General features: G+C 31.1%; 27 protein-coding genes and 4 pseudogenes. 13 read left to right on the top strand and 18 right to left on the bottom strand.

What is annotated here, in order from left to right:
- Positions 1-1,054: 1,054 nt before the first annotated feature.
- Positions 1,055-1,278 (top strand): annotated as a pseudogene (locus tag AC0ONG_RS29405) (IS6 family transposase); the annotation flags it as partial.
- 67 nt (positions 1,279-1,345) lie between these two features.
- On the opposite strand, the gene AC0ONG_RS29410 reads toward AC0ONG_RS29405, so the two are convergent.
- From AC0ONG_RS29410 to AC0ONG_RS29425, 4 genes are all read right to left on the bottom strand, one after another.
- Positions 1,346-1,756: a disulfide oxidoreductase gene (locus AC0ONG_RS29410; RefSeq protein ID WP_098437980.1), complete on the bottom strand. Its 411-nt coding sequence runs from the start codon at positions 1,754-1,756 to the stop codon at positions 1,346-1,348.
- A gap of 29 nt (positions 1,757-1,785) precedes the next feature.
- The gene (locus AC0ONG_RS29415) at positions 1,786-2,193 is read right to left on the bottom strand and encodes a thioredoxin family protein (protein ID WP_176546568.1); all 408 of its coding nucleotides are present in this window, start codon (positions 2,191-2,193) and stop codon (positions 1,786-1,788) included.
- A complete protein-coding gene (locus AC0ONG_RS29420; RefSeq protein WP_474205286.1) occupies positions 2,190-4,313 on the bottom strand; it encodes a peptidase domain-containing ABC transporter in 2,124 nt (707 codons plus the stop codon). Before AC0ONG_RS29420 ends, AC0ONG_RS29415 begins: the two co-directional genes overlap by 4 nt.
- A gap of 155 nt (positions 4,314-4,468) precedes the next feature.
- A complete protein-coding gene (locus AC0ONG_RS29425; protein ID WP_098437976.1) occupies positions 4,469-4,669 on the bottom strand; it encodes a hypothetical protein in 201 nt (66 codons plus the stop codon).
- Between the two features lie 692 nt (positions 4,670-5,361).
- Between AC0ONG_RS29425 and AC0ONG_RS29430 the strand changes: the two genes are divergently transcribed.
- Positions 5,362-5,979 (top strand): SHOCT domain-containing protein, encoded by a 618-nt coding sequence (locus AC0ONG_RS29430; RefSeq protein WP_255299015.1) that lies wholly within the window; start codon positions 5,362-5,364, stop codon positions 5,977-5,979.
- A 233-nt stretch (positions 5,980-6,212) separates the two neighbouring features.
- Here the strand turns inward: AC0ONG_RS29430 and AC0ONG_RS29435 are convergent, their stop codons facing one another.
- Both AC0ONG_RS29435 and AC0ONG_RS29440 read right to left on the bottom strand, forming a co-directional pair.
- A complete protein-coding gene (locus tag AC0ONG_RS29435) occupies positions 6,213-6,518 on the bottom strand; it encodes a hypothetical protein (RefSeq protein WP_098437975.1) in 306 nt (101 codons plus the stop codon).
- A gap of 296 nt (positions 6,519-6,814) precedes the next feature.
- Positions 6,815-7,156, bottom strand: a complete 342-nt coding sequence (locus AC0ONG_RS29440) for a hypothetical protein (RefSeq protein ID WP_063539094.1) — start codon at positions 7,154-7,156, stop codon at positions 6,815-6,817.
- A gap of 334 nt (positions 7,157-7,490) precedes the next feature.
- On the opposite strand from AC0ONG_RS29440, the gene AC0ONG_RS29445 reads away from it, so the two are divergent.
- The 8 genes from AC0ONG_RS29445 (at position 7,491) to AC0ONG_RS29480 (ending at position 13,444) form a co-directional block, all read left to right on the top strand.
- Positions 7,491-8,051 carry a DUF4236 domain-containing protein gene (locus tag AC0ONG_RS29445; RefSeq protein ID WP_098316437.1) on the top strand — a complete coding sequence of 187 codons (561 nt, stop codon included), beginning with the start codon at positions 7,491-7,493 and terminating at the stop codon, positions 8,049-8,051.
- Between the two features lie 200 nt (positions 8,052-8,251).
- Complete coding sequence (locus AC0ONG_RS29450) at positions 8,252-8,680, top strand: stress protein (RefSeq protein WP_098437973.1); 429 nt, start codon at positions 8,252-8,254, stop codon at positions 8,678-8,680.
- Positions 8,681-8,918: 238 nt separating this feature from the next.
- A complete protein-coding gene (locus tag AC0ONG_RS29455) occupies positions 8,919-9,029 on the top strand; it encodes a YjcZ family sporulation protein (RefSeq protein WP_080470949.1) in 111 nt (36 codons plus the stop codon).
- A gap of 2,190 nt (positions 9,030-11,219) precedes the next feature.
- On the top strand, positions 11,220-12,047 hold the full coding sequence (locus AC0ONG_RS29460; protein ID WP_061667347.1) for a ParA family protein: 828 nt from the start codon (positions 11,220-11,222) through the stop codon (positions 12,045-12,047).
- Positions 12,040-12,399 (top strand): hypothetical protein, encoded by a 360-nt coding sequence (locus tag AC0ONG_RS29465; RefSeq protein ID WP_000369031.1) that lies wholly within the window; start codon positions 12,040-12,042, stop codon positions 12,397-12,399. The genes AC0ONG_RS29460 and AC0ONG_RS29465 overlap by 8 nt, the downstream gene beginning before the upstream one ends.
- Before the next feature lie 100 nt (positions 12,400-12,499).
- A complete protein-coding gene (locus tag AC0ONG_RS29470) occupies positions 12,500-12,784 on the top strand; it encodes a hypothetical protein (RefSeq protein WP_474205290.1) in 285 nt (94 codons plus the stop codon).
- A 26-nt stretch (positions 12,785-12,810) separates the two neighbouring features.
- Complete coding sequence (locus AC0ONG_RS29475) at positions 12,811-13,161, top strand: hypothetical protein (protein ID WP_098834089.1); 351 nt, start codon at positions 12,811-12,813, stop codon at positions 13,159-13,161.
- A 25-nt stretch (positions 13,162-13,186) separates the two neighbouring features.
- Entirely contained in the window at positions 13,187-13,444 is a 258-nt protein-coding gene (locus AC0ONG_RS29480; RefSeq protein ID WP_098437970.1) for a hypothetical protein, read from the top strand.
- A 36-nt stretch (positions 13,445-13,480) separates the two neighbouring features.
- Here AC0ONG_RS29480 and AC0ONG_RS29485 read toward each other — a convergent pair.
- The 5 genes and pseudogenes from AC0ONG_RS29485 to AC0ONG_RS29505 all read right to left on the bottom strand — a co-directional run.
- A pseudogene (locus AC0ONG_RS29485) lies at positions 13,481-13,612 on the bottom strand (DUF3967 domain-containing protein); the annotation flags it as partial.
- Between the two features lie 28 nt (positions 13,613-13,640).
- The gene (locus AC0ONG_RS29490; protein ID WP_098437967.1) at positions 13,641-14,141 is read right to left on the bottom strand and encodes a GNAT family N-acetyltransferase; all 501 of its coding nucleotides are present in this window, start codon (positions 14,139-14,141) and stop codon (positions 13,641-13,643) included.
- A gap of 108 nt (positions 14,142-14,249) precedes the next feature.
- A complete protein-coding gene (locus AC0ONG_RS29495; RefSeq protein ID WP_098437966.1) occupies positions 14,250-14,837 on the bottom strand; it encodes a DUF3967 domain-containing protein in 588 nt (195 codons plus the stop codon).
- A gap of 92 nt (positions 14,838-14,929) precedes the next feature.
- Positions 14,930-15,124, bottom strand: coding sequence for a hypothetical protein (locus tag AC0ONG_RS29500; protein WP_061667359.1), 195 nt, complete (start codon positions 15,122-15,124; stop codon positions 14,930-14,932).
- Between the two features lie 266 nt (positions 15,125-15,390).
- Positions 15,391-15,696, bottom strand: coding sequence for a barstar family protein (locus AC0ONG_RS29505; RefSeq protein WP_474205294.1), 306 nt, complete (start codon positions 15,694-15,696; stop codon positions 15,391-15,393).
- A gap of 574 nt (positions 15,697-16,270) precedes the next feature.
- Between AC0ONG_RS29505 and AC0ONG_RS29510 the strand changes: the two genes are divergently transcribed.
- The 3 genes and pseudogenes from AC0ONG_RS29510 to AC0ONG_RS29520 all read left to right on the top strand — a co-directional run.
- On the top strand, positions 16,271-16,786 hold the full coding sequence (locus AC0ONG_RS29510) for a DinB family protein (protein WP_065230108.1): 516 nt from the start codon (positions 16,271-16,273) through the stop codon (positions 16,784-16,786).
- 563 nt (positions 16,787-17,349) lie between these two features.
- Complete coding sequence (locus tag AC0ONG_RS29515) at positions 17,350-18,060, top strand: hypothetical protein (protein WP_098300797.1); 711 nt, start codon at positions 17,350-17,352, stop codon at positions 18,058-18,060.
- A gap of 89 nt (positions 18,061-18,149) precedes the next feature.
- Positions 18,150-18,401, top strand: a pseudogene (locus AC0ONG_RS29520) (transposase); the annotation flags it as partial.
- 93 nt (positions 18,402-18,494) lie between these two features.
- Here the strand turns inward: AC0ONG_RS29520 and AC0ONG_RS29525 are convergent.
- From AC0ONG_RS29525 to AC0ONG_RS29555, 7 genes and pseudogenes are all read right to left on the bottom strand, one after another.
- A complete protein-coding gene (locus AC0ONG_RS29525) occupies positions 18,495-18,935 on the bottom strand; it encodes an SMI1/KNR4 family protein (RefSeq protein ID WP_000872352.1) in 441 nt (146 codons plus the stop codon).
- Positions 18,936-19,058: 123 nt separating this feature from the next.
- Positions 19,059-19,385: a hypothetical protein gene (locus tag AC0ONG_RS29530; protein ID WP_474205297.1), complete on the bottom strand. Its 327-nt coding sequence runs from the start codon at positions 19,383-19,385 to the stop codon at positions 19,059-19,061.
- A gap of 26 nt (positions 19,386-19,411) precedes the next feature.
- Positions 19,412-19,609 carry a helix-turn-helix transcriptional regulator gene (locus AC0ONG_RS29535; RefSeq protein ID WP_097891072.1) on the bottom strand — a complete coding sequence of 66 codons (198 nt, stop codon included), beginning with the start codon at positions 19,607-19,609 and terminating at the stop codon, positions 19,412-19,414.
- Between the two features lie 370 nt (positions 19,610-19,979).
- Positions 19,980-20,507, bottom strand: a complete 528-nt coding sequence (locus AC0ONG_RS29540; protein ID WP_097947065.1) for a DUF2812 domain-containing protein — start codon at positions 20,505-20,507, stop codon at positions 19,980-19,982.
- 1 nt (position 20,508) lies between these two features.
- Positions 20,509-20,823, bottom strand: coding sequence for a PadR family transcriptional regulator (locus AC0ONG_RS29545; protein ID WP_097947067.1), 315 nt, complete (start codon positions 20,821-20,823; stop codon positions 20,509-20,511).
- 156 nt (positions 20,824-20,979) lie between these two features.
- A complete protein-coding gene (locus AC0ONG_RS29550) occupies positions 20,980-21,276 on the bottom strand; it encodes a hypothetical protein (protein ID WP_141528090.1) in 297 nt (98 codons plus the stop codon).
- A gap of 175 nt (positions 21,277-21,451) precedes the next feature.
- Positions 21,452-21,948, bottom strand: a pseudogene (locus AC0ONG_RS29555) (hypothetical protein).
- Positions 21,949-22,187 lie beyond the last annotated feature (239 nt).

Consider the following 22,187-nt stretch of genomic DNA (forward strand, 5'->3'; position numbering starts at 1 on the left):
ATATGATTCGTTATTCCTATTAATTTAGAAATGAATTACATAAAAGAAAATGTGCATTAAAATTATTTTGGGTCTATATTCAATATCTGAGTATAGTTTTTTAGAGCTGCAGGAATTTTATTTTGAATAATTTGAGCTAATGCAAGATAAATTTCAAGTTGGTATCATAGGGGTCATATGTCGTAGCTTCTTGAAGCAAATTTTTAATTTCATTATATTTTCCAGCATTTTTGTAATATCCCATAAGTTTTGTTTACCATATTCACCTTTACAACTCCTTAATTATTTTATTCCAAATATTTAGAAATTAAAGGATAAAATTTTTATAATTGAAGAACTCTATGCATTAGTTACTTGAGTTTCTGTTTTAAGTGTTCTTAAATTAAAGAAAGCTAAACCATTTGCTTAATTAGTATAAGTATCACTTATTTAGGAAATCTCTAAAAAGCTTCTGGAATAATTAATAATAGATTTTTCCTTGATTATTGCAAACTACAATTTTTTATCATGTATTTTCCTCCAAACATAACTATTGGTAAATATAGTATGTAAATTGGTAAATATAGTATTTACAATCATCATTTTATCCAATTTGTATAATTTTTACAAGATATTACAATATATTTATGATATTTTTAAATCGACAAGGGTTGATACCAAACATCCTTAAGTTGATTGATGTTTGGTACTTCCCCATCGCTATCAAGCTATAATTATATAAATTTAATTTCACGTGAAATTTTTTTATTATTCCATTTTGAAAGTATTTAGGCTCTGTATTCTTTTAATATATACGAGTATTGGTACAGTTTTTTCTTGAAATTAACTATAAGTACAGCATCTTCAAATTAAGTTTACTAAAGAAATTTTTGAAAAAACGGATCTGATTTTGTGCTGATTGACATTATTTTCATTACATCCTTTTATTTGTATTAGTATATTTTTTACACTTTTACACTTTTACACAAGTGTAAAAGTGTCGGATTTTGCTTCATTTTTTTACTTTAATTGAACAATTAAAGTAAAAAAGCATACCTGGTAGTATGCGACTTAACAACGGGAGTACTTGAATAACATAATAGTAGAACAAGACCATCGCTTTATAAAGCAGCGATGATCTTGTTTTATGCTAGGACTCAAATGTTTTGAAACGCTACATCCATTCTTTCTGGAGTAGAAGCCATACATATGATTAAAAAAGAACAGGTTGATTTACGGGATCAGTCTGTCCAAAATCAAAAAACATTCATTCATCAATTATTTAGACTTGCAGCATAAGAGATGATTCCATTAAGAATCTATTGGCTTTATTATCTTTTATACTATTTTTGCACCAGAACCAAATTTATTTTACACTTTCTGCTACCGATTTCTCTTCTATCTTTATAAAAAAAGATAATATAAAAATTAAACAAAATGCTATTAAAGACATGAGTGGAATAGTTACAAAGCCAAAATATTTCTCATAAACAGTTAAGCAATTACTAGTAATACCACAAAATAAACTATGCATTTGATTAATTTGAATAACATTATGATATAAAGATATAAAAATACCAATCAAAGAAAAATATCGCAAATAATATTTTATACTATTATCATTATTAATTATTGATATCAAAATTAATAATGGAATGGGATACATAAATATTCTTTGATACCAACATAATTCACATGGAATAAACCCTTTTATTTCACTAAAATATAAACTCCCTATAGTAGCAATAAATGATACAAAGAAAGAAATATATATCATCACATTCTCACCTCTAAATATACAAACAACTATTGTTTCATAAATTTTTTTAATTCTTGTTTAGATTGGAGTCCCTCTAAACGTGCTACCTCTTCCCCGCTTTTATATTGAAGTAATGTGGGTGTTTTATCTATATTTTGTCCTTCCAAAAAAGAAAAATCAATATTTGACTCTGATTCTATATTAAAAGCCAGAATATCTATTTTTTCCTCTCTAATAACTTCATTCATTATTGGCTTCATAGTCTGACAAGCTGAACAGCTTGTTTTATATACATAAACTTTAAAATTATCCTTAGAGTCTATCTTTTTCTGTAGCTCTTTCATGGTTATATTTGTATAATCAGGTGTATCTAAACTCTTTGAATTGGACACAAAAAATACTATACAAACACTTAATATAATTACCAAAGAAGCCAAAAAAACTTTTTTTGTCATCTTGTCACCTCTAATCTCATCTTCTCATTACGTTTTTCCATTTCGATAATCGATTTTTCTACGAACACTAATTTTCTATCATATTCAGTCAAAAACTCAGGATTATGGGTAATAAAAATTAATATTACATTTAATTCTAATAGCCTATCATAAATATTTTTAAAAGTATTTAGATCCACGTTACTAAGTGATTCATCTAAAATAAGAACACTTGGTTTTTGGAGAATAGCCCTAGCCAAGCAAAGCCTTTGTTTCTGTCCGGTAGATAAATTTGACATACTTTCATTTATAACAAAATTGAATTGATTAGATAAAGAATTAATAACATCATATATCTGTGCTATTTTACAAGCTTCTATAATCTCATCCTCTGTAAAATCCTCCCCCATACTTAAGTTTTCTCTTATACTATCTTTAAAAAGAAAAGGGGTTTCATTTAAATATATAATCTCATTTCTTAACTCTGTGCTACTAACACTATTAATATCCATACCATTTATAAAAATTTGTGAGTCACTGACAGGGTACAATTTATTTAATAACCTTGAAAATGTTGTTTTTCCTGAACCGCTCTCCCCTACCAATATTATTTTTTCATTTTTATATAAGGTAACATTAATATCCTTGATAATACATTGATTATTTATATGAAAAGATAAATTTTTCATTTTTATCTCTTCTACGCTAGCTATTTTTTTTTCATTGGTTTCTTTTAATACAGGATAATTCATAATATCTAAAAATCTATCCTTTGCAACCAGGGCCTTTTGTATTTCTCCTTGTATCTCAATTAATCCACCTAAAGAGCTCATGAAAAACATCATAAGAGAATTTACAAATAAAAAATCACCTAATGTCATAGAGTCAGACATAATCTGTTTCGCTCCCACAAACAAGATGATTATAGAAAAAGTAGTTTGTACTAACTTTTTCAGTCCATTACTATTAGTAAGTGAATACGTTTCTTTCCTTGTCGAATCTAATTGTTTACTAAATACTTTATGGAATGAGTTAAGAAAGTACTCTTTTTTATTTAATGAATATACACTAGTCATATTTTTTATAAATTGAATTAGAAAAGATTGAGTATATGATCGTGCAGACATTAAATTTCTATTTCTCTTCTTCAAAATATCATAATATATAATTGTTAATGATATTAGAATTAATGATAAACAAAGTACTATAAGGAATAACATTTTATTAATCATATAAAGAACGATTCCTATTCCTAATAGAATTACCGAATTTAATATTAGTGATATAAAAGCCACATTTACTAAATTCCTAATGTACGATGTATCATTAAATCTCGAAATAATATCTCCACTTTCCCTATTTTCAAAAAAGACTAACGGCAATTGGATTAACTTTTCTAAATACTGTGTTGAAATAGATTTATCTAATTTAATTGCAGCCCTATTGGTTACATAAATTCGAACGTAATCAAATAGATTATTTAACAAATTAATACCTAAAAAGGTTAAAGTGAATTGCAATAAAAAATGATCATAATGATAAGGAATAACAAAATCAGTTAAAATTTTAAAGAAATAAGAATTACCGATGGAAAGAAGAACAAATAAGAAAGATAATAATAGTACTGAGACTATAGTAAATTTATTACCTTTTATTAGTTCCTTAAACATTTGTTTTGAATAATTTATACCTTGGGCAAAAAATTCATCATTATTTTTTTTAGTAATTAAGAGAAGAATCCCTGTAAATTCTTTCTTAAATTCATTGATAGATATTGTACTTATCTTCTCATTTACAGGATCACTTATTATTAATTTATTTTTCTGACTCTTATAGATAATAATATAATGCCCTTCATAATCTCCCTCTTCACCACGATTAATTAAAGCAATACATGGCATTTGAAGGTCATCAAACACTTCTTCTATATAATTTTGATCTACCTCAATGGCCTTACATGAAAATTGTTTGAAATGATTAAATAGTGATATTAGGTCTTTTAAACTATAACCATTTTTTGTAACAACTAAGTCTCTAAGATAATTTATACCATATTGTAAATTATAATATTTTAGTATTGTTGATACACAAGCAATTCCACAATCATATTCCTCTTGTTGTTTCGTATGTACATATTTCATACACATATCACCTTAAATTCAAATTATTTAAAAATTTATAATAATATAGCAACTTTAATTAGATATATTAATATAAAATATTGCAAGTAAAAAAATTTCATCTTTAAAGATGAAATTTTTTTACTGACAAAGAAAAAATCTAAACATTTAATTTATTAGCAGTGTCTCGTATATGCCACATAAGCTTGATAAGCATTCTCACCACCACATACACCAAACTTCCAACAAGTATACAACTCTTTACATGAAAGGCTTGTACCACCACCGTCACTTGTATTAGTCCATTGAGTAATATCAATGCCACCTTTATGTTTTTCTAACTCTTCCATTTTTAGTTCTCTCATAATGTTTTTCATTATTTTTCCTCCTTATGAATATAATTACATTTTTTACTTTATATAAAACTTAATTTTTTGTCAATAATAAATATTCAATTAATAATAAATATTTATAAATTGGTTTTTAAATTTATAAGCAATCCTTACACTCCCTAGATTTCATAGTTATTTTAATAAAGTTAATTTAGCTCCTCATTTTTTCCTGATATGAAATTTTATAATGTTTGAATGCTTTATTGTGCCAGCGTAAATAATATTAAACCAATAATTCCATTAGGCCATCATATCTGGATAGAAAAGTTAATAACCAACCACTTTTCTTTAGAGAACCTTCGTGATTAGCTGGTAAATCATGAATTGCTTTTGTATAACACAATACGTATTGATTTATTTTTACTAGTTCTCCCTAGTGTATTCCTCTATTTTAGTAGATTATTGTTTTTCTCTATGATTCATAGAATACCAGATTTCAAGTTAGGTAGAAGAAGATATAATATGATAATTATTTTTACACTTTTACACAAATATAAAAGTGTAAAAAAGTCATGAGACTTTAAATAAGATATTTATACTTTAAGTAATTGCGTTGGGATTTGTATAGCAATGAAAAAAGTATTGGCGGACATTTTATATATCATTGTAAATCGTTATATTATGGTAATATTATATATATGTAAATATTTTTGAAAATTATAGAAAGGAGCGATTTTATGAATTGGTTAAATCAATCAAACATGGAAGAAGCAATTAGATTTCATTCAGGGATTTATAAGTTCAAACTACCTTATTTAAAGCATGATTTAGTAACTAATAAGGATAATGAAGTAAAAGTATATTATTGCGATGTAGAAATGCACGTGGGTAGGGAGGATGATCTACAAGAAGGTTTACTTGCGACCGTTGTCATGACTGGTGTAGACGCAATCACGAATGATATAGAACATATTGCGACTTCTATTTATCATACAATGTTCCAAAATGTTTTTTATACGCATTTAATGAAACAAAATCAATTATTAAATAAAATTAAATGGGTAGAAAAGTATGAACCGGGCATTTTATCGGTATATCCTAGAGGACATTGGGTAGATGTTAAGTTGCAATGGAATGAAAAACAAAAGTCATATAGTAAGCCATCTTGGTACGGTTCACCAGAAGAATCCTGGTACGTAAATAGTATCCAACCTAATGACCATTCTTCTACAACAAATCCTGTAAATAACTATTCTGTCGCTGAAGAAATTATTAAACTAGCTGCATTGAAAGATCAAGGAATTCTAACAGAAGAAGAGTTTACAGTAAAAAAGAAACAACTATTAGGAATATAATAAGGGAGCTTCGGCTCTCTTTTTTATTTCCATTCGACACGATATAAAAATATACGAGTTGGTAGTTTGCTATGATAAGCTCAGAAATTTTACATTTTGACCTAAAATTATCAGAAAAGGTGGATGGGCAAAAACATCTATAGACGCTCTCTGAAATAACTATTTTCTAAATCTATAAAATTTCAAAAAAGACACTGGCTTGAGTGTCTTTTTTGAAATGAAATCAATACTAACTATTTAAGCCATCCTTCATAATGACCAATATATGTGCCGCCATTTGCATTTGTAAACTCAATTTTTTTCAAATACCATACCACTGTTCCCCCACAAGCTGGCTCAGTTTTAGTATTATCAAAGTATTGGTGATTTTGTCTAACTTCTTTTATATACTTACCTTCGCTGTTTTTTGGATAACATGCTAACAGTTTTGTTTCACTTGATTTATTTACTGTGTCTGCTGTACTTGCTGATGCAGCTCCAATTCCTCCAGTTAACGCGATACCAGTTGCTAATGCTCCTACTACTAATTTCTTAAACATAATAAATCCCCCTTTAATAGTTTTTTATAACTTGCACTTTAAATGTATCACTTTCCTTATTTTTGTAAATATTTTGAATTTTTAGAAATATTTATTTAAAAATTTACAATATTTGGATTTTATTTTATCAAATGGAAAATAGAGGGATTTATTATAATATGTAATAATGCATGTTCATTCAGAAAAAAATTGTGATAAAATCTAAGCACCTGTTCTATTTTTTCAGTTATCTTAGAAACCTTACTTCTTATTTACCCAAATGGGAGGCGCTTTATGGCGCCTTTTCTTTATGCATATTATTTATAATCCGATTCATCGGTTTTATTATAAATACATTTGGCTTCCCCAAAAAGGCCACCAGTGTCCCATTCTCCACCATAATGAGCACATCCTAAAGGATCGCCATCGTCTCTCGAAGGCGGTTTATTGTCAATATCATTAATCATATTAATAAAAAATATACTTGCAATTCCAAATACCACAACAAAGGGGATGAGAAAAGATTTAGAAAGCTCTTTTAAATCCTCTTTTGCTTGTCTCTTTTCTTCTCCTGTTGAAAAGAGATAAGCAAATAAAGCTAAAATGAATGCAAAAAAACCAAAAACTATTTCAATTAATCCACTGATTAAATCTATCATTACTTATGTACCTCCCTACTATATGTGCGTTATTAATTAACCAATAATTGCCTTATACATTATATCAGCTAGGGTACATGGAGGTATAACAAATTATTTTTATAATTTAATGTATTAATCGAAACGGCATTAATACAGGATAGTCCAAGGCGGAGGCAGGCACCTTTGGGTGTCTTTTTTATGTAAAAAAGGACTCCTAAAACATCTTAAATTAGCAAACTCCAATATTACTCTTTTTTATTAATTTGATTTAATTTAATATATTAATATTAAATTAAAAATTTGTTATAATTAGTAAAGAATTCTATTAATTAGATGGAGAGGATACAATATTATGGGTTATAAGTTTCGTAGAATTATCCCAGTTTCCCCGGGTGTGAAAATTAACTTTACATACACAGGTACGGGAGGGAACTCCATTCCACCTGAATCAAGAACAACAACTTATATACCTGGAACTGGAATCTCGTATACACCACAAATAGCTGAGTCAAACAACTATTATATACAACGAGGGTATCAAGGACCAAACACTTCCTATCCCACTATGAATGAACAAGATTACAATACGGTAAATGCATTTGAGCCGTTAAGAGAAACCAAAACTTACCTTGTTACTGCTTTTCGTAAGAAGGATAATCAAGTAAACTCCGTGGGTAGAAAACTAATGAAACCACTTTCCATAATTGCAGGCGTTTTTGCAGGTCTATTCTTACTTATGATGCTTGTTATACCTGCTCTATTCCTGGCAGCCATGTCTTTCCTATGCTATAAAAATATAAAAACACCATTTGCAGTTGTATGCCCAGAATGTGATGCTGAGAATTTATTCATTTTTGAGGAAGAGAAGATTGCTTGTCGTAAATGTGAGAGCACTCTTATAATCCAAAAATAAAAGGTTCTCAAATACACTTCCCAAAAATGAATTGTGGTATTGAATTCCAAGATGGCCCTTGAAGCTCATAATTATTTCCATACCTCCTTGAAGGCTCCAGCTCTCTTTTTTATTTCCATTCGACAATATATGACAATATAAAGATGAATAATTTGTTATTATATTTACGGATTTATTTACATTAGGAGGAATGAACAACTATGTTTAAAAGATTAGCAGTATTACTTATTGGGGCTCTATTATTATTTGGTTTATCCGCTTGTGACAGCGTTAAATCAATGACAAGTAATCTCACGGTTGGTAAGGTAATTGAAGAATTTAAAGCTGCAGGATTAGAAGCTGACAATCCTAGTGACCTACCAGAAAAAGAATTTGGAAATACTAGAAAAGAAGCAAAGCGCATTCTTGTTCCAGCATTAGGTGAAGATAGTGGTGGTAGAATATTTGAGTTTAAAAACAAAGAAGATCTTGAAAAAGCTAAGAAATACTATGATGATTTAGGTAATGGTAATCAAATGCTATTCTCTCATACTTACGCAAAAGGTAACTTCCTTATACAAATGAATGGTGATATGGAAGATGCTCAATTTAACAAATATAAAGAAGTTATGGACAAAGTAATTAATTAAGTTAAAGAATCCGCTTTCATTTATATGAAAGCATGTTAGAATTATCTTTGGATTAGCGTCCAATACATATTATTAAAATTAAAGTGGTTCATGTCGGAGAAAGGCACCTTAGGGTGTCTTTTCTTTATTTTTGAAAGGACCTGCTCAATTAATGCCTAAAAACATAAGGTATATTAAATCCGTTAAAAACATGCGTACACCCTTGTTTTTTCCTTTTATTAAAGGAGGTTCTATTATTATGGGCTATGGTGGTAGTTGCGGCGAAGGCTGCGGTTTTTCTGGAGGTTTTGCTTTACTCGTTGTACTCTTTATACTGTTAATCATTATCGGATGCAGTTGCTTCTGCTAAAAAACTATTGGAAAAGACACTCTAATATGGGTGTCTTTTCTTTTTCTCAATATAAGAGTTATAAATGCATGCTATAATTTTAATAGAAATTCCCTTTTGTGCATTGAGATAGAAATACCCAACTAACAACCCACTATTACGGAAATTCAGTGGGCTTTTCTTTTGTTTTTCTATTTGTTATAATTTCCTTAAAGGTATTTCAATGTTTCTGTACGTATATAATAAAAGAAGAGATGCGTCAACATCTCTTCAAGTAACTGCTACCGCAAGGTGAGTGGTTGCAACTAAATACTACTTTTTAGATTTAGAAGACCGCCCACGCTTTGCCGGCTTACGGGTGGTCTTCTTCTGTTTTTTAGAAGTAATCTTCTTAACTACGAAAACCACAAGTTCTCGTACAATCGTCTTAATTACCTCTAATACTATTTGAAGAAATAGATCCATTGGCTACACCTCCTTTCCCCATCAAATGAGAAAAGGACAGTCGTAACCTCCCACCCTACAATATACAGTTGTTCTTATTCTATCATACTTGTATTAACTCACCAATATAAAATAACCCACCTATTTCCGTAGGTGAGTTCCATGTGATTTTGCACTTGTGCTCAATTGATTATAACAGAAACTCCTGATCATCGTTATATCTCTACATTAAAAATTTCACGTACTATATCTGATTGATAAAACCTAATTCTGCAATAAGGCCTATTCTAACACCCATCCCCTTATCCTCTAACCAAGTAAGTAGTAAATCCATTATTTATTCCTCTATCTTAGTGAGTAGTTCCCCCCAGATTTTAAACAATCCCATGTTTTTCATCTTTTCTTCGTAATTAAACTTGACTGAAGGTCTTGAGGATTTTTATCATGTGGGAATGATTAAGGAATACGGCTGGAAGGCAGATTTATCCCCTACTTTGAAAGATCACAAAAAAAGTAATCAATCAAAATAGATGGATAAGCGTCTTTGTTTTCGCCATGCGGTCACTTATAAGGTATCCGTATGTATAGACCCTGTTCACTCAGCGATTTTCACCGCATACATCCTTTTACTATGGCTTGTCCTTGTAATATCGTCCCTACACGACAAACTGAATGTACTCCCTAGCACCGTAATGCTAACGATAACCACCCGAACCTTTTAGAGAATCGTCCCTGGGCAAGTTCTCGCCCTCCCTCACCAGAAGAACAGGATTCCAATGAGGGGTGCTGTTTTTGTAGGCGTATACTCTGTACCCCCTGCACGACCAACAGCCAGCCACGCCGTAACACGTTCCCGCTAAATAGATGTATGCAGCACGGAATTACGGCTTATCAGTTTTTATTTACGTGGTATCAGGCAATTCCACGCGAACAAAAAACAAAAAGGCATCTCCAAATTTCTAAATGACCTGTAGATCCACAAGACTTCTAGGTTTAGAGATGCCCGCTATATATCTTTTGGAATACAAAATAATCAAAACTAGTATTTACTAGTTGATATTTATCCAAACAATAGATAAAATGGGTATATCAAAGAAGCCTCGTGAAAAGGCATAGTTGTTTAAGGTTAGTGGTGGTACACTACTTAAACGTAAATACTGTGGGTTAATACAGTTCGTTTCTAGCCAAGTGGTGGTACACTAGCTAGATAAGTCATTCCCGCTAAAGGTTGGTAGCCGTTAGCATATGGGAGTGGCTTTTTGTTTTGTGTTCATATTCAATTGTTTTTAATTTTGCTCTATAGATCCTCTTGATCTTCATTTATGTAAAATATCAAATTATGTTTTGTTTTGTAGAATGGTACTTGTTGTTTATTACGTTACAACAAGCTTTTTTCTTTGTAAATACCCCTATAAGCCTGTGACATTCCCCTCTATCTAAAATTCTAATTTCATTTTTATACTTTTATAAATTTATACTTTTATAAAAAACTATTTTTCAAAAAAAAGAATGATGATTTTTTTATACTTTTATAAAAATATAAAAGTATAAAATTATACTTTTATAAAAAATACGCTAATAAAGCTTTAAAATACGGCTTTTAAAAAATGGTTTTTAAAAACTATCATCCTTTTACAGATTAATATTAATTTTTTTATAAAAGTATAAAAGTATAAAATTATACTTTACCGCAGGTATGTTGTGTTATAAAATTAAATTATAAATTTATAAAAGTATAAAAAAATTTTTTTTACGAGGTGACGGAAAATGTGCAAGGTTATCACAACTGGTAACTTCAAAGGTGGGGTTGGAAAGACTACCAACGCTGTAATGTTAGCTTATACATTCGCAAAACAAGGAAAGAAAACTTTATTAGTAGATTTAGATCCACAAGCAAATGCGACTGATTTACTATTTAACACAATGAAAAAAGTACATTCGATTGAACCGGAATTTAAAAGAACATTAGCTATGGCTCTTATAGACGCGAACTTACAAAGCGCACTGATTAATGTACTACCTAACTTGGACTTACTTCCTTCTTACGAGGATTTACAAACGTATGAAAAATTCCTATTTAGAAACTTTGAGGATGACTTCTCGCAAGATACATATTTTGCAAAACAGTTAAGTACAATCAAAGAAAATTATGATTACATTTTTATTGACGTGCCACCACAATTAAATAAATTTGCAGATAGTGCCTTAGTCGCTAGTGACTATGTAATGGTTATTTTACAAACGCAAGAAAGATCATTAAAGGGTGCTCAAAAATACGTTGAACATGTATTTTCATTAGCAGATGATTACAATTTACCATTAGAAATTATCGGGGCATTACCTGTACTAATGCAAAATGGGAATGAAATCGATAAAGATATTCTTCAAGAAGCAGAAGAGATTTTTGGCAAGGCCAATGTATTCAGTAACATCATTAAACAGATGGCACGTTTAAAGAGATTTGATAGAACAGGAATCACTTACAATCTGAAAGATGTTCATGATAAAAACGTTCATACTGTATACCAAAATATTGCTGGTGAAGTCGAAAAAAGAATCGAGATTTTGGAAGGAATGACAACAGTAAATGGATAACAAATTGAATATAGATAAAGAACAACTTGGAATGAGAAGAAAGAAAACTGAAGGGTCAGTAACCTTCACACCAGAAAGCAAAGAAAATCAGGAACGTAGTTTTCCTGACGATGATAAACTCTTTGAAAAACCTAAAAGAAAACTTACTACGAAAGAGTTACCTAAATCTTTCCGTGTCTCATTAGAAACACATACGGCAATATCTACCCTGGCTACAATTGAAGATATGAAAATTTATGAAGTTATAAATATGTTAATCGAAGAAAAAGTTGCTTCATTACCTGCACCAAAGCAAAAGTTAGTAAAAAACGCTGTAAAACAAGTGCTTGAAGTGAAGAAAAGTCGAGAATAGGAATGAAGTTAAACTTTATTCCTATCTAAATAAACGAATTTATACTTTTATAAATTTATAAAAGTATAAGATTATAAATTTATAAATAGAGGTGGTACCTTTGGATAATAAGAACAATTCATTTGTAGTAACCGTTACACCTATCACTGACGATTCAGCTTCGAATACAGAAATGACATTGCAAACACCTGAGAAAAAGAGTTTTAAAAACCAACAGGGTAGTATTAAAATCCCTAAACAATCCAAAGAAGAACTTGAAGTACTAATGAAAATTACCAACACGAAATTTACTCACGAAATCATCGGTTTACTAATAAATCATTATGTAGATAATGAACTGACCCCTGAACAACAAAGGAAATTTACGATTTTAACAGACATTTAATAGAATGCTAACTAGGAGTGGTATCTTTGGAAAATAAAAGTAAATCTTTTGTAGTAACCGTAACACCTATTACCGAGGCTTCAGATTTAACTGACCAACTTAATCCTGTTAACACGGAAAAGGAAATACAGACACCAGAGAAACCAGATCAACGTTTAGTTCCATCTAAAACAGCTAAAATTTCACCTGCTGTTTTGCTAAAGCTAAATACCCTTAAACCATTTATCCAAGAACAAGAAGCTATGGAAAAAACATCAATTAACAATATCATTGATATGCTTGTTGAAAGTTACATAGATGCCAATCTACAAAACAGACATTCTAAAGCATATAGAGATATGTACAAGCGTCTTTATGAAATGTTAGAAGATAAATAAAACTTTTTAAATAGGAGTGGTCAATTTGTATAAACAATACTTGGTGACTGTGGCATCTATTCAAGTTAATCATGCAACAAAGAAAAAGAATTCCTTATCAGCAGCAGACAGAAAAAATATAAAAGTATCGCCTGAAACACTTAATCAAATAAAAACCATTTGTACAATGAAAGACATGAAAAATTATGAGCTTATTGATGAAATATTAGATTACTACATTGCTAATAAATTGGATGCACATGAGCAGAGCACTCTAGACGACATAGTTTCTATAAAAAAATAAGCCCTACATATGTAGGGTCTTTTCATATTTCTATATTCACCAGAACTTCCACCACGGCTTTTTCTTCTCTCTCACAGCAGCAACCTCATCTCGAAACTCCTGCATCTCACGCAATGTCTTCATAAGCGTCTCATCCCGTACTTCCATTGATTTCTCCACTAGCTCATTTACACGATTATCGATATAGGAATTAGTTTTAAGCATCAGGTAATACAAATTCCATTTGCCTACTCTGTGTTTTAAATCCAAGTTTTTCGTAGAATCGTATAGCCTTCTTGTTAAATTCTAAAACATTTAATTCTACACTTGTTGCTTGTATTTCTTTAGCATACTCAAATGCTTTTTGTACTAATATTTTTCCTATTCCTGTTCCTTGACATATTTCGCTTACACCAATATTGCGGATAAAGAGTACTTTTCGCTCAACTAACTTTGGATTTTCAGATGGTTCTTTAATATCTAAGATTATGTAAGCAAGAATCTCTTTATTATTGTCCTCTACTACAAATATCTCTATGGTTTTATCAGTAAGCCACTCTTCGTATGCATTGTGATCCAAAGAAGCTGAAGTATCAGAGTAAATATCTGGCCTTCCCTCTATATGCAACTGTTGAACTTGCTTGCTTATATTTGATATATCCCAAAAATCTTCTGGAGCAGCTAGTCTTACTGTGAAAGGCACAACTTCATTAGACATAAGTACATTCCCCCTAATGTTTTATTTAAAGTGGGTTTAACAAAGCTCATCATTATCGGTAGCAAGGACAAAGAGGAACCCTACTCTCACAAGGGAACCTCCTTATTCTCACCAGAACTTCCACCACGGCTTCTTCTCTTTCGCTGCAGCAATCTCATCCCGAAAATCTTGCATTAACCTCTTCGTTTCCTGCATCTCACGTAGTGTCTTCATAAGCGTCTCGTCTCGCGCTTCCAATCGTTTTTCCACTCGCTCATTATGCGCTTCAACGCTCGCTTTGATTTCCTCATTACTTTGCTTTGCCTGCTCACTTAATCGTCTCTCCATTGCTAACATATTCTGATTCATTTCTTGCGCCATAACGCTATACTGTTCCTGTAATTGCTGTTTAATGTGGAATGGCACTAAGTCCGTTTCCTCAGCCTCTTCTTGAATCAAATCCGGATTAACTTTCTCTATTTGCTGCGCAATCATCTTTGCTGCCTTTTCTAGCGTCATACCGTCATGCTTACTAAGTTCAATTAATTTCTCAATCACCATAATGTCATTTTCTGTGTATTGGCGTCTGCCACGATTATCTTTCTTTACAGCGAATCCCTCGCGCTGTAATACTTCCATGTACTTTCTAAGGGTGCTATCGGAAATTCCTAGTCGTTTGTATACTTCACTAGCAGAATAAACAATTTCGTCCGTCATAACGTCACAACACCTCCTAGTGAGAGTATTCCATGATGGCAAAGAAATTCCTGCAAATAAAAAAAAGACCTGTACAGGCCTTTTCAACTTAACTATATACTTTCTTTTTCTCTTTTCTCTAACTGATAGGTTAAAGCTAGATTGATCAAGAATGTTATAAATGCAAATATACTTGTTGCAATAAAGATATAGCCCATGATTGATATATTATTATAATCAATCGACAAACATAATAATAAGCCTATACAAAAGAAAGATGCAAAGTTATCCGAAATGACTTTTTTCATTCTAGTTTCCTCCATACACTTTCTGTTTCCCATTTTCCACTATAAAAATATTTTATAGCGATTTATTGATTTTAACAAGCAATTTCCTAAACAACAGAATCATTTGAACTACAATATAAACAATTCCCGTTTGACTTATTAGCGAGAATCCTTGTTCCTGGCTACCAACCATAATGAACAAACCACCGCATAACGCTATAACGGTTGAAGTTGAAGTTGAACCGACTGTTAAGTTTCTTAGTCACCTCATAAATATTTCCTATTATTTAATAAAATAAGAATTCACTTTTCCATTCAGGATTCTTTCTATTCTCTTCATTATAATCAAGAAGGCACTCTTTCATTATTTTTGTATCTATCGGTAGCCTTTTTTCTAACTTTGACCATCCTTCGAAAATCATTTTGTTTGGCAAAGGAAACACAAACCCTGTAATACAATCCCAAAAGGCATCCCAATTTTCCCCATAAAAATCAGGAAACTCAAGCTTCTCTTTAAGAAGTAAATGCAATTCTTTTGCATTATAAATGTTGCTTACATCTATGACCATAGTTGATTCATGTTCATTCCTCAATTTATACACCTCATTAACATATTGGCTTATATTTTATCATTATTTTACAAGATATCACTTATTCCTAGTCGTTTGTATACTCCACTAGCGGAATACACTATTTGATCCGTCATAACGTCACGACACCCCCTAGTGACAGCATTTCATGATGGTTCAGAAATTTCTACAAGTAAAAAAAGGAGCCCACTAGGACTCCTCTTTGTTTTAAATCTTAATAGTTAATTATAGCTTGTCCAGCCGGATACCAGGTTCCATTATTTGCTAGGGCGAAACCATAGACCGTCTGACCAGAGCCAATTTTTTGTTTAACATTATTTAATGATTCATATCCATATGCCTGATAACCATTCCCGCTTTGTGGATATGGGGTACAGCCGAGATACGTGTAAAAATAGGTCATAGGCTTACTTTTATTTTCAAGCTACGACCTATTGAACCAATAAATAGTGGTGGTGACAGGGTAGCTGTTACTACCCACCTTAACATAGAGTGTTGAAGGGAAAATTTTGTATTGTAGAGAATATATACAGAATAGGAATCTAAGTATGTACTTTCAGGTGAAGGGAGAAATCTCATGAATAAATTTGTAAATGATGAGTTTTATGAAACGAGAAATTACCTATTAGAGGAGATTACTTTATTGAGTGACGCTCAATTCAATAGTAAGCCAGATAAGAATAAATGGAGTATAGCACAAGTTTGTCATCACTTAGTCTTATTAGATGAAAGGGCTATAAAAGTTATTTCATCTGGATTAAAAGAGATTGATAGTACCCAAAAAGAGCGTCAAGAAATTCATTCTATATTATTAGATAGAACGAAAAAATTTACAGCTCCAGAATTTCTTGAACCAAGCTTAGAAGCATTTGAAGTTCACCAAATGATTGATTTGTTAAACGATTCGAGAAAAAAATTGATGACTTTTCTTAGTACAATAAAAGATGTATCCATATTAGCAAAAAAATCAGTGAAACACCCTGCTCTGGGAGAATTACATCTTGATCAATGGATAGAACTGATATATTTGCATGAACAACGTCATATTGAACAAATAAAAGAGATTAAATTACTCTGTGAAGTTGTAATGTGAAAATCTCTGTCCATTTTTCGAACGATTTGGAATAGCATCAAAGTTTAGAGTGATAAAATAGAAATCCGCATAAAGAAAAGAACTTTAAGGATATGCTATTATTTAAATACAAATTCCCTTTTGTGCACTGAGATAGTAATACCCAATAAAAAAGCCCACCTATTTCCGTAGGTGGGCCTTGTCTTTATTACACAATACCAAATTATACTTGTATTTTTTTATCAACTTTATGCAATTGTGCATATTTGTGAAAATTACACTAAATAAATATTACATGTAGTAAAATATAAATTGTGGATACATTCTATAAAGCAGATTCTTTTGAAAGGCATAACATATTGATCTCAAATCTCTTGATTTTTTGTGAACTAACAATCTGGTGTATATAGACGATTCTGTTTTATAGGATGTGTTTACACGTATAACAAAGGGGTAATACGTGTATATTTATATAAAATTAAAGTGGTTCAAGTCGGATAAAGGCACCTTAGGGTGTCTTTTTTTCTACCTATAACTGTTTAATTGTTATATAATAATAACATTGTATTTTAGGAGGAACATAAATGAACAAAAAACTAATCATTGGAATTATCGCTGTAATAGTAGTTATCATTGCTTCCGTAGCTATTTATAAGGATTCCAAATCAGAAGATATGAAACCTAAGTATTCACAAAAAGATATGGATAAACTTATCGATCAACACTTTAATGAACAGCAAGAATTAAAAACACAAATCAAAGAGTTAAAATCTAAAGTGGACTCCTATGAAAAAGAGCAAACTAGGTCACTTCAAAAAACTACACAGCCGAGTCAAGAAACACCTAAACCGCAAGAACAACCAGAACAAGAACAGCCTAAAAAAGAAGACACTGCCGCAAAAGAGACGGTTAAAACAGTTGACTGGGGAAATAAGGTTAAAGAAGTTGCATCGAGTGATAAATCTACAACTGAAAAGTTTGATGAAGTAAGCAAATATGCTCAAGGTTACAAACCATCCAAAGATGAAGTTAAACAATTCGGTGACGAAATTATTAAAGAATATAAAGATAAAAACTATATTAAAGATGTATCTAACCATGAATACATGTTAAACAACCTTTTCAAGTCGCAAGTTGTTGATAAAAATGCATCAGATAAAAATTTAAAAGATTTTGCTTTTGATTTCTGGCAAAACTCTAAATATAATTACCGTGGTGTAGAAAATGCAACAAGTAGTGCTACTCAAGCTAATGAACGTCAAATGGATAAAGCTTTAAGTAAAATGAATAAATAGATTTTGAATAGAGGAAATAAAAAAAGCCGGCCAATTATGATGTGCACCCCAATTGTTAGACACGAAAGACAATTGGAGGTGTACTTTTTATGGTTAAATTTTCACCAGAGGAAAAAGTAGAGGTGGTAAGAAGATATTTAGATGGCAATGATGGAGTGAAAAGACTTGCGAGATCTATAAAGGTTCATCCAAGTGTAATCCAACAGTGGGTTAAGCAATATAAAGCAGTAGGAGAAAAAGCTTTTGAAAAACGCTATACAAGCTATTCCCTTCAGTCTAAACTGGATGTACTTAATTATATGGATAAACAAGGGACATCTATTAGGGGTACCGCCAGCATTGTGGAAAAAACCCACGCTAAGCAAAAAAATACAATAAGCTGTCCATATGGACAGCTTATTTACATAATTTTCGTTATTGGAAGTTACACATTGCTAGATAGAAATTTTCCCTTTGTACCACCACTCTATGAATATTTGTAGAGAGGGAGCAACCCATGTTCGGCTATCATTTTCATGATTCCATGTATAGATATCATAGTTGTCAATCAGTCCATTTAATACACGATAGCCAAACAAATCTCCATTCCCTGCATCAGCTATAAACAGCAAAGAGTCAAATGGCATGTACATCTCTTTAAAAGTTTTTTCACTACGCATATCGTAATTTTCTTTTTGAATCCGCTCTGTGTTCCAGACAAGAGGTAGATTAAATTCACTGTATTCAACTCCATTTGTTTCACAAAGAAATTCTTTCAATTCATCTGGAAGTTTAACTTGAAATATATCTTCGATTTTTGTTATCGTAGCTTCTGTTGCAGGGGGATTAAATTTATAATCTGTTGAGATGTTTTTAATGAAGTTTACCCATTTCATTAGGATCCTCCTTTTTCCTAATTATACCATTTAGAAGAGATCATTTGTTATGAGTATTTGTCTGTATATGGTATACATGATTGGTTAACATAACGTCCTATTCTCAGAAGTTACTTTTTCCTTTTACTTTGTAAGTAATCCAATAACAGTTATAACAATTAAGATAACTGCCCATATAATAAAATGTTTGTTTCTTTTTACAAATTTTATTGTTGTGTCAGAGTCATCTGTTTCTTCAAAGCGTTCTATTTTTCTTTTTTGTACAACGAGTGTCCAAAAATACACTGCATTCCCTATTGATAAAATCAAAAAAGCATTTCCTAAATGACCATTTCTAAAGTTATCGTATAACGACCAAATGAGTAATAAAATTGTATAGACCATGAACCCATTTTTACTGGCTTTTGCTACATGATTTTTTTCCATTTCGTCTTGCTTTTGTATCCACATTGTTCTTTTGCTCCTTTATTTCAAGATTATTCAAGTGTAAAAATGTCCTCCATTTTTAGATTAAAGTAATGAGCTATTTTCAATGCTAATTCTAAACTTGGATTATAGTGATTGTTTTCAATGGCTACAATCGTTTGTCTTGTAACTTGTAAGTCCTTTGCCATCTGTACTTGTGTAATTTCATGTTGTACTCGTAGTTCCTTAATTTTATTTTTTACAGCCATCATTTCACCTGCAATGTAAAGATATCTTTACTAATAGATTATATAAAAACAGTATGAATGTAAAGATATATTTACACCTTATCTTGGAAAATACAAAACCCAAAGCATATTTTAATTACTTTGGGTTAATGAATATCCTATACAGGTTAAGTTAACATAACGCATCATTATCAGTAGCAAGGAAAAAGGGGAAACCTTAATCTCAGAAGGAATCCCCTGTTTTATTTTCTATAAAACTATTCATCTTTTTATACATTCCTATTATGGCGCGGTTTTAGGTTTCTTGTTTATTACTGGATTAGTCGAAAAACTGTATAAAATCTTGTATACTCTTAGCGTGGTTTTTTCCGAAATGCTGGCGGTACCCCTACTATTTTGTTCGAAACGAATGGTAGTAGGTCGCCATTAATGTCATTAACATTGGAATGGTAATGGCAAGGGAAAATAAGAAAACTATCGAAAATGTTGTACTTAATACCCCTGAACTTACCGAATGAACTAAATAACTTACAATCGACATGGCCATGCTAATTACAACTGCTGACATGACTGGTTGTCTAAGTATTTTTATTTTTTCCTGTTTTGTTTCTTTATCTGTATAAATTGGTTTTGTACCAGGTTTGGCCTTAAATAGGTGCACACCATAATAACTTGAACAAACATATTCCCAACCTGCAAGTTCAAACATTTCAATATATTCTTCTAATTCATTTTCTTCTAATGGTCTTATATCAAGACTAAAAATAGTATCTTCAGAAACGCCCTTTTCTAATTCATATCCCATTCGTTTAAAACGTTTCACAATCCATCCTTTAGCAGCATATTTTCTTAACTTTTTTAAATCTTGTTCTTCTGAAAAAGCAATCCCATTTGACATTATGTATTTTGTTTTCCCCATTTTAGTTCTCCCCTTTTAATCCATTTTCAGCAAAATCAAGCATCATTTTACGTCTCAAAATATCTTGTTCCAACACTTCTCTACCTCTGTCTGTCAAAACATATACCTTCCTACGTGAATCTGAATCATCAAATAATTCAATGTAAGATTCGGTTATTAACTTTTTAATAATTGTGTATAGTGATGCAGGGCCAATGACTACTTTCCCATTTGTTAACTCCTCAATCAAACTCATCACCGCATAGCCATGTCTTGGCTTTGTAAATCCTGCCATAATATAAAATACAGAATCAGTTAATTGTTCTAATGATTTCATTTTCTCCCTACCTTCTTATATCACTTTATGATATATCTAAAAATAATATATCATAAAGTGATATAATGAACAATAAAAAAATGGAATGAATATTCAATTTCACTCCATCTTTCAAGGGAATTCTTATCAAACTTTATTAATAATTATCAATCTTTTTTAGGGGTTCAGCCGAGATGCTACTGCTAATGTATTGTAATTATTTGGATCCGAATAACTATTTGTCCAAGCTATTCTTTGATAATACTTTGAAGTGAATGGATTTTCTAAGCCTTTTACAACAAATTCAACAGTGCTCCCATTGACATTAACAGTAGTATACGCAGTACTTAAAGTATTTAAGTCTGCAACCTTTTCCTTACTTAAAGCTGGTGTGTTTTCTGCCGCCATCACACCGCCAGCTCCAGACAACATAATCCCAGTTGCTAATGCTCCAATTGCTAGTTTCTTTAACATAAAAAATCCCCCTTTAATAGTTTTATAGCTTGCACCTTCATCATACTTTCGATTTTCATATATGTAAATATATTACAATTTCAGAAACATAAAACTATTTATTGCGAATGTTGAGTTAAGATATGTTGTCTGATACTAACGATAAATGGTTATTATCATATGAAAAAGTCCTACATTAAGTAGGACAAAATAGCCTTAGCAATCTCATAAACAACGGAATCATTTGCACAACTATATAAACCAATCCCAGCACGACTTATTAGCGAGAATCCCTGTTCCTGGCTACCTACCATAATGAACATCCCTCCGCATAACGCTATAACGGATGCAATCGGATATGACACAACTTTAATTAAGAATATAACCGGTTCAAACGCATTTACAATACGATTGTATAATTGGCCATCTATATAATTCTTTATCTTTCCGTCGTTTGATTGCATCTCTTTAAATACTTCATTCACATCTAAATTATGACCATCAGCAAATACATGAGGAATATTTATAATTTTACTGAATATAATAGCACTACCGATCACAATACTTATCCGCGCCGCCACGGGTGCGTATTTTTTTGCTTTCTTTTTTGAACAAGCTCCTCTTTTTCTTAGCGCCATAGTTACCATCCATAAAATCCTCGATGCTTATTGTCTCTGCTACCGTATGGACCATCTCCCTGTATAAGACCTTCTATATTTAATAAATGGGCTAAATATTATGTACTTGAAATCACGAAAAAACCAACATCACGTTAAACACTCTTTGAATTACTTGTATAAACTTTAAATCAACTCTATACTTATTGCGTTAACCATAAAAACAAAACGTATTACAAGCAAATCTGAGGAATCTTTTTTCAATTTCTCACTTTCATTTTTGTAAACAAAAGGAAAAATCTCAATTAAATATGA

The sequence above is a fragment of the Bacillus sp. TCT6 genome, from assembly GCF_056033845.1.